This is a genomic window from Sphingobacterium sp. MYb388, assembly GCF_037479535.1.
Classification (GTDB): domain Bacteria; phylum Bacteroidota; class Bacteroidia; order Sphingobacteriales; family Sphingobacteriaceae; genus Sphingobacterium; species Sphingobacterium anhuiense.
In genome coordinates, this window is record NZ_JBBGYV010000002.1 from 975,146 (window position 1) to 992,303 (window position 17,158).

General features: G+C 35.9%; 13 protein-coding genes. 10 read left to right on the top strand and 3 right to left on the bottom strand.

The features are described 5' to 3' along the window. The first annotated feature begins 22 nt into the window (after positions 1-22). From WH188_RS09855 to WH188_RS09875, 5 genes are all read left to right on the top strand, one after another. Positions 23-1,126 carry a family 43 glycosylhydrolase gene (locus WH188_RS09855; protein WP_168127437.1) on the top strand — a complete coding sequence of 368 codons (1,104 nt, stop codon included), beginning with the start codon at positions 23-25 and terminating at the stop codon, positions 1,124-1,126. A gap of 952 nt (positions 1,127-2,078) precedes the next feature. Continuing rightward, positions 2,079-3,542, top strand: a complete 1,464-nt coding sequence (locus WH188_RS09860; protein ID WP_206368482.1) for an IPT/TIG domain-containing protein — start codon at positions 2,079-2,081, stop codon at positions 3,540-3,542. Between the two features lie 12 nt (positions 3,543-3,554). Further along, positions 3,555-6,704, top strand: coding sequence for a SusC/RagA family TonB-linked outer membrane protein (locus tag WH188_RS09865; RefSeq protein WP_237682804.1), 3,150 nt, complete (start codon positions 3,555-3,557; stop codon positions 6,702-6,704). A gap of 11 nt (positions 6,705-6,715) precedes the next feature. Next, positions 6,716-8,770 carry a RagB/SusD family nutrient uptake outer membrane protein gene (locus WH188_RS09870; RefSeq protein WP_168127438.1) on the top strand — a complete coding sequence of 685 codons (2,055 nt, stop codon included), beginning with the start codon at positions 6,716-6,718 and terminating at the stop codon, positions 8,768-8,770. A gap of 188 nt (positions 8,771-8,958) precedes the next feature. Next, positions 8,959-9,942: a DUF4973 domain-containing protein gene (locus WH188_RS09875; protein WP_132770142.1), complete on the top strand. Its 984-nt coding sequence runs from the start codon at positions 8,959-8,961 to the stop codon at positions 9,940-9,942. Between the two features lie 203 nt (positions 9,943-10,145). Here the strand turns inward: WH188_RS09875 and WH188_RS09880 are convergent, their stop codons facing one another. Continuing rightward, entirely contained in the window at positions 10,146-11,126 is a 981-nt protein-coding gene (locus tag WH188_RS09880) for a hypothetical protein (RefSeq protein WP_132770140.1), read from the bottom strand. 933 nt (positions 11,127-12,059) lie between these two features. Here WH188_RS09880 and WH188_RS09885 point away from each other — a divergent pair. Next, entirely contained in the window at positions 12,060-12,719 is a 660-nt protein-coding gene (locus WH188_RS09885; protein ID WP_206368484.1) for a DUF2625 family protein, read from the top strand. 406 nt (positions 12,720-13,125) lie between these two features. Then, positions 13,126-13,752: a methyltransferase gene (locus tag WH188_RS09890; protein WP_132770138.1), complete on the top strand. Its 627-nt coding sequence runs from the start codon at positions 13,126-13,128 to the stop codon at positions 13,750-13,752. 39 nt (positions 13,753-13,791) lie between these two features. Here the strand turns inward: WH188_RS09890 and WH188_RS09895 are convergent, their stop codons facing one another. Further along, complete coding sequence (locus tag WH188_RS09895; RefSeq protein WP_168127439.1) at positions 13,792-14,562, bottom strand: methyltransferase domain-containing protein; 771 nt, start codon at positions 14,560-14,562, stop codon at positions 13,792-13,794. A gap of 374 nt (positions 14,563-14,936) precedes the next feature. On the opposite strand from WH188_RS09895, the gene WH188_RS09900 reads away from it, so the two are divergent. Further along, positions 14,937-15,380 carry an Hsp20/alpha crystallin family protein gene (locus tag WH188_RS09900; protein ID WP_021191225.1) on the top strand — a complete coding sequence of 148 codons (444 nt, stop codon included), beginning with the start codon at positions 14,937-14,939 and terminating at the stop codon, positions 15,378-15,380. Positions 15,381-15,430: 50 nt separating this feature from the next. Here the strand turns inward: WH188_RS09900 and WH188_RS09905 are convergent, their stop codons facing one another. After that, positions 15,431-15,871 (bottom strand): acyl-CoA thioesterase, encoded by a 441-nt coding sequence (locus WH188_RS09905; protein ID WP_132770134.1) that lies wholly within the window; start codon positions 15,869-15,871, stop codon positions 15,431-15,433. 143 nt (positions 15,872-16,014) lie between these two features. On the opposite strand from WH188_RS09905, the gene WH188_RS09910 reads away from it, so the two are divergent. Both WH188_RS09910 and WH188_RS09915 read left to right on the top strand, forming a co-directional pair. Continuing rightward, positions 16,015-16,521, top strand: coding sequence for an RNA polymerase sigma factor (locus tag WH188_RS09910; RefSeq protein WP_021191223.1), 507 nt, complete (start codon positions 16,015-16,017; stop codon positions 16,519-16,521). Continuing rightward, entirely contained in the window at positions 16,511-17,152 is a 642-nt protein-coding gene (locus tag WH188_RS09915) for a hypothetical protein (RefSeq protein WP_168127440.1), read from the top strand. The genes WH188_RS09910 and WH188_RS09915 overlap by 11 nt, the downstream gene beginning before the upstream one ends. Positions 17,153-17,158 lie beyond the last annotated feature (6 nt).

Here is a 17,158-nt window from a genome sequence, read left to right on the forward strand (position 1 = left end):
ACGGACATATTATTCATTTATCATGTATCAATTAAATGTAACCGGTCGTTTTTTAGTACTTATATGTACTGTTTATTTTTCGATTTCGTGTAGTAGTTTAGGATTGCGGAAGAGCAATCTGACCGGTGGCAGTGATGCTACTACTGGATCTAACACGTATTTGAATCCAGTATTTGAGCCCATACTTGCGGATCCAACAGTACTTAAAGATCCGAAGTCAGCCTATTTCTATGCGTATGGTACTGCTGATAATTGGGGAGATGAACACGGAGAACGTCTCGTATCTATATTACAATCTAAAGACCTTGTTCATTGGAAATGGATAGGGACAGCCTTTCAACAGAAGCCATCATGGAAAATGGCTGGAGGAATCTGGGCACCTGATGTTATCAAGCTAAAGAACAAATATTTGCTGTACTATGCATTTTCCACTTGGGGAGATTCCAATCCAGGAATAGGTGTCGCGGTTGCAGATCAACCTATTGGTCCATTTTTAGATCAAGGTAAATTATTCGATAGTCAAGAAATTCAAGTTCCCAATTCTATAGATCCCCATTTCTTCTCCGATAAAGGCATTAATTATCTGTTCTGGGGAAGTTTTAGTGATGCTGATACGCAAGGTACATATGGAATACCGTTGACAGATAATGGATTAGCTATTTCCAGTTTACAGAAAAAGTTTAAAGTGGCCGCAGGAGATTTTGAAGCTGTTATGATTCATAAACGTAGAGGGTATTATTATTTATTTGGTTCAAAGGGTTCTTGCTGTGAAGGAGCCAAGAGTACTTATCATATTATGGTGGGGCGTGCAAAAGTATTGCAAGGCCCATATTTTGATAGAGAGGGGCGAGATTTGAAAATGAGGGGTGCTGGCACGCTGTTGCTAGAGGGTAATGACAACTTTGTAGGTACAGGGCATAATTCTCGTATCATGACCGATGAGAATGGCATTGATTGGATGCTGTATCATGGAATAAACCCAAAGCAAAGCCGTGTATCTTCAGGAGGTAACAGACGCGTTCTGCTCTTAGATCAAATTAAATGGGTCGCCGACTGGCCTATAGTAGAAAATAATACCAGTAGCCATTTAACTAAGGAAGCACCATTTTTTAGAGCAGTACAATAGTCGACAGCACTATCTAAATTTTTAATCTATAGAGTTCGTAATACTAGCACTTAACAATCACTAGCTGTTAAGCTCCTTTCATATCTAGTTTTTTGTCTCGTTATATTCACTTGAAGATCAGTTGAGTTAATTTTAAAATTAATAATTACACTTTTTGGTAAAATTTGATAAATTCAATTTTACTGAAGTAATGAGTTGTTTTGACCAGGTGATGGATGCAGATTAAGACGAACTCGCAATTGATAAATCTACCCATTTTGTTTCGTACATACTCACAATTTCAACTGCTCTTTTGAGACCGTTAAAGAGCGGTTTTGTGTTTATCTGATGTATATATTCTCATGTACGAGAAGCTATTCTTTACTGCCTTTTATAGAATTCTTTTTTGTGTAAAAATCGATAAACTTACTTCCTTTGGATGGTCTTTATTCATTTATTCTTTTTTTTAACCAAGTTTTTATCCTCGGAAATCTTGTTTGAAAATATATTCAACATGTCGTTTTGTTTATTTATGATACTAATTAGCAGACTGTTGAGATGAATTGGTAGTGTCATGTTTTTTGTATTGATTAATTTTGATTAATCAATTATAGCATTAAACCTTCTAATATAATTAGAGACTTTATTTGAAACCACATGTATTCTGAGGTTAGGGAAATAGCGATTTTTATAAAATTATAGCTACTATTTTTTTGACCATTATCATATAGTTCTATACTGGTATAGCAGTTATAAATGTCTTCACCTGGTTTTTTAAAAGATCTAAATTACAAGAAGTAAATTAAAAATGTAGCAGTTTATATATCGTTAAAAAGTGGAGACCGTATTGAGGTCCTTTTTTTAATTTAAAAAGCTAATACCATTTAGCTGTGGTGATATTATTCACTTATGTTATTTGTATCGATGATAATACTTTAAATACTGAGAATAAATTTTAACCAAATTATATTTTATGATAACTAAACAGTTTATTAACAGCAATAGGTGTCTCCTAAGCAATATGCTATGGACATTTCTTGTACTTATTTTTGGATTGGGGGGCTGTAAGGATGATATTAAAAATGTCACTGAGGCGTTGCCTTTTGATCCAGCTAAACCTGTGGTTGTATCTGATTTTAGTCCAAAAGCGGGAGGTATGGGGCAGCGCCTTGTTATCTATGGACAAAATTTTGGAAATGATCCCACAAAGATAAATGTGCTTATTGGAGGAAAGCAAGCAAAAGTCATTAGTGCCGTCGGAGAATCACTATACTGCTTGGTCCCAAGGCAAGCGTTTAATGGGGACATTGAAGTGCGGGTCGGAGATCCAAATAAACAAACTATTGGTAAATCTGCAAAACCTTTTGACTACCAGCGCAAAATGGTTGTATCTACCATTATAGGATACCGAAACTCGCGGGGGGATGAACCGTGGAGGGACGGAAAATTTAAGGATGCAGACCAAAGTAAAATGGCAAGTGGATTCTGGGAGCCTTCTTTTATGAAATTTGATCCTGTGAATCCGAAGCATCTCTGGATGACATTCGATAATAACAATGGACTTTACTTGATCAATTTTGCAGATAGTACCGTAACAAAAAAACGTTCTGATTTTGACCGTCCCCGTAGTATTGATTTCACGGTTGATCATAAATATATGATTATCGCAGAAGACCGCGGCGGAGAAAATGATCGAGCAACTTATCGATTATCGCGTGATAGACAGTGGCAGGATAGGGAGGTGCTGACCACCTATAGGCAGTGTAATGGTGCCTCTGTTCATCCTATTAATGGGGAGATGTATTTTAATAGTTATGAGAAAGGACAATTTTTTCGTTTCGATCTGAATAAATATTTTAATGAAGGTCTTGATGTTAAAGGCTACGAACAATTATTTGTCGTGCATGATCCGCAATGGGAATATAAGATTTTGATTCATCCTACGGGAAACTACGCATACATTGTTGTCATTAACCAGCACTATATCCTTCGTGTCGATTATAATTGGGAAAAGAAACAGTTTAATCAACCGTATTTGGTTTGTGGTCAACTTAGAGGAGCTGGTTATGAGGATGCGGTAGGTTCTTCTGCAAGACTGCGAAATCCTTATCAGGGAGTCTTTGTTAAAAATCCGAAATACGTCGCTGATGGTAAGACAGATGAATACGATTTTTATTTCACAGATCAGCAGAATCATGCTATCCGTATCTTGAAACCCGATGGGAGTGTGACGACTTTTGCAGGAAGGGGCAGTTCCAGTATCAATGCTAATCCATATGGCTATGTAGATGGAGACCTGAGACAGGAAGCACGTTTTGACAGACCTTCTGGTATCGCTTACAGTGAAACAGAAGGTGCATTTTATATAGGAGATCAATCAAATCGCCGTATCCGTAAAATCGCACTTGAAGAAATGGATCAAAGTATTAACGAATAATCAGTGGTTTTAATGATGAAAAAATTCTTAATAATATGCATGTTGCTGTTCGGCTTCACCTGTAGTCTTTTGGCTCAAGAGATCGTCGAAGTAACTGGTGTCGTCACGGACGCCCAAAAACAACCTTTAGTAGGGGTTAGTATTTTTGTAACCGATTCACCTGGATTAGGTACGGTTACCGATAATAATGGTCGGTATAAAATCAAAGTAGAACGCTATAAAAGATTAACATTTTCTTATATCGGATATATTAAACAAGACCTGCTGATTAAAGATGTCTTTGTTATAAATATGGCATTGGAAAAATCAGAAACAAGTGTTCTGGATGAAGTTGTAATCACAGGAACTGGTGCCCAAAAGCAATTGACTTCTACAGGAGCTGTAAGCAGTGTAAATGTCAATGACTTGAAATCCAATCCAACTTCGAGCTTATCCAATGCATTAGCAGGAAATGTACCGGGTGTGATGGCCATGATGCAATCTGGACAACCGGGTAAAAATATTTCTGAATTCTGGATTCGCGGTATTTCAACTTTTGGTGGTGGCACAGGTGCACTCGTTTTGGTTGATAATATTGAACGTAATATCAACGATATCAATATTGAAGACATTGAATCCTTCTCCGTGCTCAAAGATGCTGCAGTTACTGCAATATATGGTTCTAGAGGTGCAAATGGAGTTATTCTCATTACGACTAAACGAGGTAAGGAGGGTAAAATTAATATCAATTTTAAAGATGAAACAATTTATAATACCCGAACGATAACTCCTCAATTTGAAGATGGAGTTACTTACGCTAATCTCTTAAACGAATCGCGGATCACGCGTAATCAGGCACCCATTTATCAACCTGAAGAATTAGAAATTTTGAGATTAGGACTGGATCCAGATTTATATCCAAATGTAGATTGGCAAGATCTGTTACTCAAAGATGGTGCGATGACCTATAGAGCCAATCTGAATATGAGTGGCGGTGGCCCCACAGCGCGCTATTTTGCTTCAGGGAGTTATGTTGAAGAAGGTGGGATGTATAAGATCGATGAAACATTACGTAATGATTATAATACCAATGCAAATTACAAACGTTGGAATTATCGTTTGAATACTGATTTTAATATCACAAAAACTACGGTAGCTAAAATTGGTGTTGCAGGATCGTTAGATAAACGAAACAGCCCAGGAATGGGGGATGATGATTTCTGGGGGGTACTCTTTGGGTATTCGCCCATCCGTACACCTGTTATGTATTCGAATGGTTACGTACCTGCGATCGGTACAGGGAATCAGACTAATCCCTGGGTAGTAGCTACGCAGACGGGCTTTAATGAGAATTGGACCAATAGTATCCAGACAAATGTATCTATAGAACAAAATTTCGATTTCATTACTAAAGGACTTCGGGCTAGGGGAATCGTCGGTTTTGATACCAACAATAAAAGTAATATATCCCGTCGTAAATGGCCTGAGCAATGGCGTGCTGAACGTGCGCGCGATGAAAATGGAAATCTGATTTTTACGCATGTATCCAATCCCAGTGAAATGTTTCAAATGAGTGGAGCTGAGGGAGAAAGACGTGAATTTCTGGATTTAATGTTCAATTATGATCGAAGCATTGGCGATCATAATATAGGTGGGGTAATCCGTTTTACGCGTGACGCCTTAGTAAAAACCGTAAACATTGGTGATGATATTAAGAATGGTATATCGAGAAGAAATCAAGCACTCGCAGGACGGGTAACCTATAATTGGAAAAATAGATACATTACCGATTTTAATTTTGGTTACACCGGTTCCGAAAATTTCGCTATTGGACAGCAGTATGGTTTTTTTCCAGCAGTTTCTGCAGCCTGGAACGTATCAGAGGAATCCTTTATCAAGGAAAACTTGGATTGGGTCAATATGTTTAAGATCCGGTATTCATGGGGTCGCGTCGGTAATGATCAATTAAAAGTAGGTAATAATCAGGAAAGGTTTCCTTATTTATATACGATCGAAGAAATCTGGCGAAGGAATAGTGACGGAAGTTTTGCTTTAGATGGTGCAGGTAACAGGATACCAGATGGGGGTTACCAATGGGCCGATTATGGTTTCAATAGGTACTATCAAGGAATGAAATATGCGCAAGTAGCGTCTCCATATGTGACCTGGGAGATGGCAACGAAACAAAATCTAGGATTCGATATTTCACTTTTTAAAGATAAGATTGTTGCTAATCTTGATTTCTTCAATGAGGAGCGTACAGGTATATATATGGAACGCAGATTTTTACCTGCGATCGTTGGACTTGAAAGTACGCCTCGTGCCAATGTAGGCGCGGTGCAGTCACGGGGTTTCGATGGTCGATTTGAATATAAGCAAACGTTAGGGGCTTTCAATATCACTGCAAGAAGTAATATTACCTATAGTAAGAATATCATTTTAGAAAAAGATGAAGAGAATAATGTGTACGGTTATCAGAATGAACGCGGTTTCCGTGTTGATCAGGCTAAAGGATTAGTTGCTTTAGGTCTCTTCAAAGATTATGATGACATCCGCAACAGTCCGAATCAAACTTTCGGAAATTATCAACCTGGAGACTTGAAATATAAAGATATTAATGGTGATGGAGTGATTGATGATGGTGACCGTGTACCTATTGGTGCTACCAGAAGACCAAATTTGATTTATGGTATCGGTGCTTCGATCAGTTGGAAAGCGATTGATCTAAATGTCCATTTTCAAGGAGCGGGAAAATCTACTTTCTCCACCTATGGAAAAACTGTGCACGCATTCAGTGAGGGCGAGTGGGGGCAAGTTATGAAAGGCGTAATGGGCGATAACCGTTGGGTTTCTGAGGATATTTCAGGAGATCCAGCGACTGAAAACCCAAATGCTTCCTATCCACGTTTAAGTTATGGCTATAACGCTAACAATTTTAGAGAATCTACCTACTGGCTTAGAAATGGTCAATATCTTCGTCTTAAAACGCTGGATATCGGTTACTCTATTCCTAAGTCATTAGCTAATCGAATCAAGACTAATAACATTCGAATTTTTCTTGTTGGAAGTAACTTGTTGACCTGGTCAAAATTTAAGCTTTGGGATCCTGAACTCGCGAGCCCTAGGGGTGAAGACTATCCGCTTCCGAAATCATTTACGTTAGGCATTAATGTTAATCTATAAATTGAATAAAAATGCAAAAGAAGATATATTTCATGCTATTATTTGTGCTGTGCACAACTTTTATTTCCTCCTGTAAAAAGAATTATCTGGAATCTGATCAATATTTTAAGGATCGGATCACGATTGAAAAAGTCTTTAAGAGTAAAGTATATACAGAGGAGTGGTTAGCACATGTTTTCCAAGAGTTTAAAGGAGAGAATGTTGACGTTGCCAGCAAGGGGCTCACGCCCCATAATTTTGCAGATGATATGTATTATGGTGATCGGGATCGTGATTTTGATCCTTCAAAGACCGAACTATCCTATAATATGTTCAAAATGGGGATTTATACTGAAAATGATAAGCAAGGTAGCTGGACGCAGTGTTATCGGGGCATTCGCAATGCCACTACTTTTATTCATCATGTGTATATGAATACAGAAATGACTGCTGCTGAGATCGAAGATTATCGCGGGCAAGCTCGTTTTGGTAGAGCTTACCTCTATTGGTTACTCTTGCGGAAATACGGTCCGATTCCATTGTTACCTGATGAAGGAATTGATTATACACAAAGTTATGATGACATTGCTACAGCACGCAGCACCTATGAGGAGTGTGCTAAATTTATTGCTGATGAGCTATTATTGGCGGCTAAAGAAATGGAAAAGCTAGGTATGAATCGTGGTCAAGATGGTTCTGCTCGCCCTAGTTGCGGTGCCGCATTGGCCACACGTGCTAAAGTATTGCTGTATGCGGCAAGTCCATTAGCCAACGGAAATACGTCAAGCTTTTCAGTGAGATTGGTCGATGATGTCGGTAAGCGGTTGCTTTCAGTAGATTATCAAGATGAGAAATGGGCTCTGGCTGCAGCCGCTGCGCGAGATGTGATTGAATTAGGCGTATATCGGCTGTATTGGGTTCCAATCCAAGAAACTGGTGATGATGCAACTGTAGTTCCGCCAAATGATAATAATTTTTCAGGAAAGAACTGGCCGGAAGGTTGGGCAAATATTGATCCTGCCAAATCCTATGCGCAAGTGTTTGACGGTACTTTGCAAGCCTCAGGAAATCCGGAACTTATTTTCACTAGAGGTAATAATCAAGATGGTGAAAGCGTAGCAGATATGGTTATCCATCAGTTGCCTCGTTCTGCAACCGGATGGAATACGCATGGTCTTACACAGAAGCTCGTCGATGCATATTATATGAATGACGGAAAAGATATTCCAGGTAAAGATAGTGAGATCGGACGTGGAAATGGAACAAACCGGTTAAGTGGTTATGTATCAGCTGATGATTATAGCAAAGGTAAATATAGGCCATTGAGAGAAGGTGTTTCTTTGCAATATGCCAATCGAGAGCCTCGGTTTTATGCTTCTGTTGCTTATAATGGTAGCTTCTGGACTTTACTGAATGAGACCTTGGAACGCAATCGCAATCAGCAAGTGTTTTATTACCGCGATGATACAAAGGGTAATGGCTTCAACTCATCCAATGCATACTGGCTTCGTACGGGTTTTGGAGTGAAAAAATTTGTTCATCCAAGTGACACTTATGAGGGGGGGAGTGCGTCACGCGTTATTTCAAAAGCTGAACCTGCCATTCGTTATGCTGATATTTTATTGGTCTATGCCGAGGCATTAAATGAATTAAGTGGTTCCTATAATATTCCTTCGTGGCGCGGTACAACTTATGCGATCAGTCGCGATATTAAAGAGATACAGCGTGGTACTCATCCGGTTCGTATTCGTGCTGGTGTACCAGACTATCCTGCTCAGGTGTATACTAGCAAAGTGGAATTAAGAAAAACTTTGAAACGAGAACGTTTTATAGAATTGATGGGAGAGGGACAGCGTTACTATGATTTACGTCGTTGGATGGATGCGCCTGTTGAGGAGGCTTTACCAGTTTATGGGTGTAATATTTTGATGAATGTTAAGGAGCGAGATCTCTTTCATAGACCAGTAGCCATATGGACACTTAAAACGACCTTTGCGGATAAAATGTGGTTTTGGCCGATCAGTCATAGTGAGCTTAAACGTAATAAGAGATTGACTCAAAATCCAGGATGGACTTACAATGATTAAAGATATGTGATGCTTATGCATATGAGCTAAGCGGTATAACACAGTGATGGAATATTGTAAAATTAGTTGATGCATGCTTTTAGATCGTAAATAATATAGTACTTAAAATAAATGCCTTTAAAAAAAAAGAGTGTTACTAAACTCTTGTATGCCCTTTATAATTTACACTTATAAAAATAAATTGTCCAATGAAAAAAAGATATATACAACTCTTGTTACTCTCTTTGCTGTTCTTATTTAGCGGCTGCAATGATGAATGGAAAGATGAACAATTTGAAAATTTTGTGTCATTTAAAGCACCTTTGACAATTGAGGGTGTTTCTAATATCTATGTGCGGTATAAAGGAGATCAGAAAACGACTTTCATGCTACCTATGATCGTTAGCGGATCGACTATCAATGATAAAAATATGACTGTTCAAGTTCGTGTGGATCCCGATACATTGAAGGTGTTGAATTATGAACGTTTTCAAAACAGGGAAGATTTTTATTACCGGGAGCTTATGAGTCAATACTTTTCAATGATTCCAGCAGTTCATATAAAAGCTGGTGAAAGCACTGCTTTAATGCCAATAGATTTCACGCTTAAAAATATTGACATGGTCGATAAGTGGGTTCTCCCATTAACGATCTTGGACGATGCGTCCAATGGATACAAAGCTAATCCTCGAAAACATTATCGTAAAGCTCTATTGCGTATCTATCCTTTTAACAATTACTCGGGAACCTATAGCGGTACAGCTTTGAAAACAAATATGGAGGGATATGAAAACGAAACTCCTATTGTTAAAAGTGAAATTCGGAGTTATGTCGTTGATGAAAATACGATTTTCTTTTATGCAGGAAACATAGATGAAGAACGACAAGATCGTGGTAAATATAAAATTTATGCAACTTTTAATGAAACTGGTGGGGTCAGCTTTCGTGCTGATAATGCCAACATGAATTTCAAAGTGAATAAAGATGCCAGTTATACTATTTCAGAGCAGATGGATGCGGTAAGGCCTTATCTACTGCACCGCTACATTGCTATCAATAATATTGACTATCAATTTACCGACTATACGATGGTTCCAAATGTTGCTATTAAATATAAGGTTACGGGGTCATTGATTTTACAACGGCGATTGAACACCGAGATTCCTGACGAAGATCAGTCAATCGAATGGTAAAGAAGGAACGATCGGATGTGTCGCAGAAAAACTAGTTTGGTGATTTAGTTTGTAGGAAAATGCGGAGCGTAAAAACTTCGCATTTTTTTTATTTTAACGGGCTAACATCATGGAAGATATTAGCCCGTTAATTTTAAAGGTTGCGTTTTTATCATATTGTGAGAAACAGTAACCATGTCTGGCTTTTTTATTTGGTTGTTCAATTATTCATGATTTTGAATCGGTTCGTTTGTTTGCGCTAAACGTTGGGAACCATTATTTGCAGGACATGAGATATCGTCTGTCGCATCATAGATTAATTTTTTACCTGGTTTTATTAATTCTTCAGGTACATAAATTTGAATACGGGTTATGCTATATCCACTAGGGAAATAACGAATATAGTAACCATCAGGATGTAATGTCCAAATTCCACTTGGTGTATCTGTTCTTGGCATAGCCATACCCGCCAAAATTGCATATTGTTCAAATTCTTCATAGGAGTAATTACCTGAAGAAACTAGGCTTCTAATATTATTTTCAGCTTCAAAGACTGCGCGCAGCGATGCAGGCAATTGTTCTTTGGCAGCAGCCATTGCATCAAAAGGTAAAATTCCAAGTGCGCCCCCTTCTAGTTGCAAAAGTTGTTTAGGTGTTAGCAATGTCAATGCTGTTTCTTTTACGGAGCCAGCGTAATCGATAAATTTTGTTTTAGCTATTATTGTCCATAAAAGCATCTGAATATCGCTTTGTTTTACTTCGGGATGTTGTTCAGCACTTTTAAGTATGGCTGTAACAACTTCTTTTTTCTTACCTAAGGTGGGTGCATACATATAACCATCTCCCGATGATGGCGCATGAGTGCCCGCTTTTAAGCAGTAGCTTTTGTTTGTCATCTCGAAATGACCAGCCTGTAAAATATAACCATCTTTGGCGTTTCTGGGAAGTTCCTGTAATGGCTTATAATTTGCATCTTGTTGAAAACTTGGCATCTGCTCACCTTTTCTATCTACATCTTCAAAATTTGTGGATATCGCTTCGGGTTCTTTGAGTAGTTTGTCCAAACCTAGTGCTTGTGTGCCTTTACTTGTTGCTACTTTTCCTACTTTATTGAGAAAGCCTCCAAGTTGTGCGGTTGCAAGCTCAGTTGTGAGTATAAAACTTAACAAAAGTGATAGTTTTAATACCATTTTTTGAATTTTCATAGTTTTTCTATTTATGGTTAGTTTTTGTCTATTTCAAAAGCTTTGTTCATCATCTAGTTTTATCGTACTCGTTGACTTGTTTCTAGATAAGTAAAGATAGGTATCCTTTATTATTATGGAAATATAAGAATTGAAAAAACATTAACAAGTCCACAGAAGTCCTATGTTTATTGGATATAGATCCAGTGTAGCCAGTCTTTTTCCAGTTCCTTTATTGTATTTTTAATCAAGTTGAACTTAAGTTTAGGATATTTATTGTGTATGTATTACTTCAATTGATAAGTCTGGCTAAATACTTTTGAAGAGAAATAATACGGAAATCTAGAAGTAGGAAAATTAGCTCCGAAAGGCTCCTGTTTTTTCAGTATTTTCTTTTGAATGGAGAACAGTATGATGGTAGGGGTAATAGAATATTGACTTGTCTTCTTAGTCTAAGTATGAATTGGTAAGTTGTTTTTTTGTTAAAAAACAAAAGGTTTTCAAACGGGGAGAATGAAAACCTTTATAACCAATTATAAACCTAAATTATGATGACACAAATATAGTGTTATTTGTACACTAAGACAAATTTTTTTTAATATTTTTTTCGAATTGTATCCTATTTTGATTTAACCTTAATTTTTACGGGTTATTCGTTTCTTTTTTATTTCTTTGCAGTAGCGTTTTCTTTGTTTGATTTTGGGATAAGGTATTGCTTGCTATTTTGAAAACAGATTGAATATTATGCTTAGCATAAAGCATCTTATACGTTATTGATGGAGAAAAATGCGCACTATTACTTTTTACCCTGTTTTATTATAGTACCATTTGAATTATATTCAATGAAGGTAAAGTGGGGTTATCATATCAGTAATAGTTGAAAATATAATAAGTGAAAAATATTGGAGGTTATAATGTATTTATCATCACCGTATGTTTTTTTTAAAAGATTAGATGATGAAAACATTAAAAGATTTAATAAATAAGGATGGATTTGGTTGGGCACTTGTACAAAAGTGGATGGAAAATTCAAAGAATACCTTTGAAACTTTGCCAAGAGTTTCTAAGCGAGCTGATGAGGAGTTGTTACGCTTGCAGATTTCAACTAAATCGCCGATGGGGGCTATTGTTTTTGAAACAGGGGGTATTCTAATTGAAAATGGATGGTTACGTATCTTAGGTTCGGGTTCCACAAAGCTGAATAGAGGTATGATGGAGTGGAATAAAGGTAAGACCTATGTCAATGAAGGAGAGAAAGGGGGCTTCTTACTGATTGCTGATGATGTTTTGGGTGGATATTTTGCAATTAATGCTGGGGAGCTGGGGGAAGAGATAGGTGAAATATATTACTTTGCTCCAAATACTTTGCGTTGGGAAAGTTTGGAATGCGGTTACGCAGACTTCATTAATTGGTCATTAAATGGAGACCTTGGTTTATTTTATCAAGACTATCAATGGGATGGTTGGAAAGCAGATGTTGCAACGGTTGAAGGAAATCAAGTGTATTCTTTTGATCCCAATCTGAGTGTACCTGAAAAGAATAATAATATACGAAGGAGCAAAAGACTAATTTTGATTGATGAACATGTCAAATTAGCATTGCAGTCTATATAATCGTAACGTATTGTGATTAGTCTTTTTCGGCATAATTGCTCTTGTGAAGATTCGATCTTTCATAGTTAGTCGCTGGATATTTTGTTATTACACAGTAGGTAGTGAAAAAATTATCCAGCGATTTTAGTATAGAATGAAATGTTTGTTTAAAGGAATTGAAACGTGAATTTTAACGTTATAAGTTTGGTTTTCTGTTAAAAAACAAAAGGTTTTCAAACGGGGAGAATGAAAACCTTTATAACCAATTATAAACCTAAATTATGATGACACAAATATAAGTGTTATTTTTACACTAAGCAAAATTATTTTAAATTTATTTATTCAAATTGCACAAATATGACTTTTGATTAGGTAAGCGTAGATGTTCAACAGTTGTATTAAGTGATCATTATTTATTATTAGGTGTATGAATAATAAGATTAAAAAACAATTTCCAGTTAAAACAGTACAGCCTGTCCTGGATCAAAACTATTGGAATACGAAGTGGCAGAACAATCAAACCGGTTGGGATATCGGTTATGCTTCTCCGGCTATTACCGCGTATATGGCGCAATACCCTAATAAAAATGCGGCAATTTTAATAGCGGGCTGCGGAAATGCCTACGAAGCGGTCTACTTATTAGAGAATAATTTCACTGACATTACTTTAATTGATTTTGCTGAAGAAGCAGTTAAAGGATTGATTGAAAAATTTGCGGGATATCCTGCTATAAAGATTCTTTGTACAGATTTTTTTGAACACGAGAGGCAATATGATCTGTTGTTGGAACAAACTTTTTTTTGTGCGATTGCACCGGAAAGACGTGCCGATTACGTGCAAAAAGTATTATCCTTGCTGAAACCACAGGGTCGGATTGTTGGTTTACTTTTTGATAAAGCATTTGAAGCACCTGGGCCTCCTTTTGGAGGTGATGTTGTTACTTATGAAAAGCTTTTCAGACCTTTTTTTTCCATCGACAAAATGGAAAAGTGTTACAATAGTATTTCACCAAGAGCAGGAAAAGAGATTTTTATTAATTTTTCAAAACCTTAATCCAATTATGGAATTCTATGAGAGCAGGCGCATAAGAGCTTACACGGGTTTTCTTCCATATAGTAGCAATCGTTTAAAGGCATATATGGCTGGAAATTTGGGAAATTTTTGTTCGATACGACTTTTATAAACCGTAATAAACTCTTCTTTTTGATCCTCCTGTAGTTTGTCCAGATAAGGAATTAAAGCAGAGCCAGAAATAAAGTTTAGTAATTCTTGTGAACTTTGTGCAATTATGGGATATACTTTTTGAATAATTTGCAAATTTATCAATCCTGCGTCATACATAATTGCCGCATATTGATCTATTGATAACATTGGTGATTCTCTTTTCCATCCACTGAGATAGTCATTAAATGGCTGTTCTTGTACTAATGTTAATAAAATTTGATTTAAGATATTATCCGATTGCATCGGCATTTGAATTGCAATTTGGCCATTGGGATTTAATAGCGACAAAAGATCGGGAAATAAGGTTTGATGGTTATCAGACCACTGTAATGCCGCATTGCTAAATATCAGGTCCCATTTTTGTTTTGTATCGAGGACATCCTCAGTAGTAGCTATTTTAAACGCTAATCTGTCATTTTTAAATTGTGAAGACTCCGATAACATCGCTTCTGAAGAATCAACACCTACAAATTGCGCGTTTTTTAACTTGTTGGACAGGATAAAAGTTTGTTCACCTGTACCACAGCCAATATCGATACAATTTTGTTGTGGTTCTTCAGTAATAAAATTGATTAAATCGTAAAATGGTTGATTGCGTATATCTTTAAATTGATTGTAAATTTGGGGATTCCACTTCATATTTTTCTATGTTATGATTGTCAATACATCTTTGTAATCTAATTTAACTAAATTTTGATTGATAAACACTAATTATATGTTCAGCTTTTGTTTTTCTTTTTTTTTTGGCTATCAATTACAATTTTTTCTATGTTGAAAACTAAGTGTAAACAATTTATATTTTTTTGATAATAAAATTTTATTTTCAAATTGCTTGATTTTAAGTTTGTTATTTTCTTTCTTTATATCGAAAGTGACATATTGTCAACTTTAAATAAGTTATTCAGACATTTTGTCTATGTATTTTTTGTTTTAATGTTTTGGTATGGGAATTGAAATACTGATGTAAATTGATTAATAAAAAATAAAGTATAAACATAAAAGGAGGACAAAAAATGGCATTAATTAAATTTCCAACAAAAAGCTTGAATACTGATTCTGTAAATCCATTTGTAAGTACAGTGTTTGATAATTTGTTTAACGATTCTTTTATTTCGGATCGTCTGATTTCCCGCGTTCCGGCGGTGAACATTTCGGAGACAGAAAAGGCTTTTCGTATTGAGCTGGCTGCTCCAGGTTTAACGAAGTCTGATTTTAAGATCAATGTAGATAAAAAAATAATAACTATATCTGCTGAGAAAAAAGAAGAGTCAGTAAGTGAAGAGAAATTATTTAGTAAAAGAGAGTTTAATTACACTTCTTTTTCAAGATCTTTTGCATTGCCTGAAACGGTAGATCACAGCAATATTGACGCGGTCTACGAAGATGGTGTTTTAGTAGTGACAGTGGGCAAGAGAGAAGATGCTATTGTAGCAAAAAGATTAATAGAAGTTAAGTAATATGTGTTTATTGAAAAAAGCTTCAAGGAGTAAATTCCTTGAAGCTTTTTTTATTCTAAAATTTCTGTGTAATCGTCCGCTTTAGGAATTTTATCCATAAAATGATTCCATTCTTGAGGAATGAATGTTAATTTTCTTTTTTCTAAATCTAGCCAAGCACCATCGACATTAATGGTAGCACTTTTTGTTCCATCTGCTTTAAAAACGATATGCCTAAAAGAAAATCGGCTATTGGAAATATTGAATTTGGTTAATTCTACTTCAACATAAATTTCTTCATCGAGATGAATTTCTCTATGATATAGTAGCTCTTCTCTAAATAGGATGGGGCCTATGTGATGTTTAGCAAATTGCTCTAGAGATAATCCAATTTTATTTAACATATTGCTTCTTGCTTGTGCACAGAAGTCTGCATATGCGGAGTGACGTAAATGCCGATTTGGATCAATCTGCGCCCATAATACCTGACCTTTAAAAAATATTTTATCCATACGATGATATTTTTTGTTTTCAACCTAAAATAGTGAATAAAATGCAAAAGATTCTTTTTTTTAAATATTGACTGTAACATTTTCAAAAATGCGGTACTAATCCTGTATATTAAACTTAATTACATTAAGAGGCTACACGATTAATGATAAAGCCAGACGAACAGCAATTTTTAAAACAGATAGAGCAGAATAAAGGTGCTATCATTAAGGTGTCTCGAATGTATATGGACAACTTAGAGGATCAGCAGGATTTATTTCAGGAAATTGTTATGCAGTTATGGCGGTCTTATGGCTCCTTTAGGAAGGAGAGTTTATTTTCTACCTGGCTGTATCGTGTGGCAATTAACACTGCCCTCATGTATTTCAAAAAGGAGAAACGCCGGCCTGATCAGCATGAGCTTACTGTTGATATTGATGTCGTAGATGAATTTGATTCGGAAAGAAAAGAGGAGCAGTTACGTTATTTCTATCAAGCAGTTCAACATCTGAATCCTGTAGAGAAAGCATTAATCTTTCTGTTTTTGGAAGGACAAAGTCATCGCGATATTTCTATTAATCTCGGTATCTCTGAAGTAAATGCACGTGTTAAATTGAACAGAACCAAAGAAAAATTGCAACAGATTATTAAAACACAAGGTTATGAATTTTGATGAATTAAAAGAACAATGGAATAAACAAGCGGAAAATAATTTTGAGATTGATCCAAATCTTAATCATTATAAATCCGTTGGTAGCATTCTTGTGAAACTGAGGAGAAATATTAAAATGGAATTTTTCTCATGGTTGTGTGCAATTACATTTTTGATGTTATTGCCCAACATTGATACCTATATGATCACAGGATATACAAAAGTTGCCTATTACTTTTTATTACTTCAAATGTGCATATCCAGTCTATTTTACTATAAAAAGTTTTTTTATTTTTATAAAACCACAAAGCAATTTGAACTATTAAGTTCCCGTGAAAATCTGTTAAAGTTGTATTACGATTTAAAATTTTCGATTGAAACTTATAAAATGTCTTCTTATTTATTAGTTCCTCAGGGAATTCTTATTTGTTTCATATTTTTCTCTTTAGGTCATTCTGCGGAGTGGGCAGATAAGATTTATCATTTTGGTGCTACTTGGGAAAATGATTCCTCGTTTATCATATTTTTTATTCTTGGGGTTTTTGCAGGTTTGATTTGTTTGGTTGTTTGTATTGAGTCTATGAGTTATTACTACTATGGCAAATATTTGAAAATGATCAAAAAAAATATCGATGCCCTAGAGGAAGAGTAATTGTAA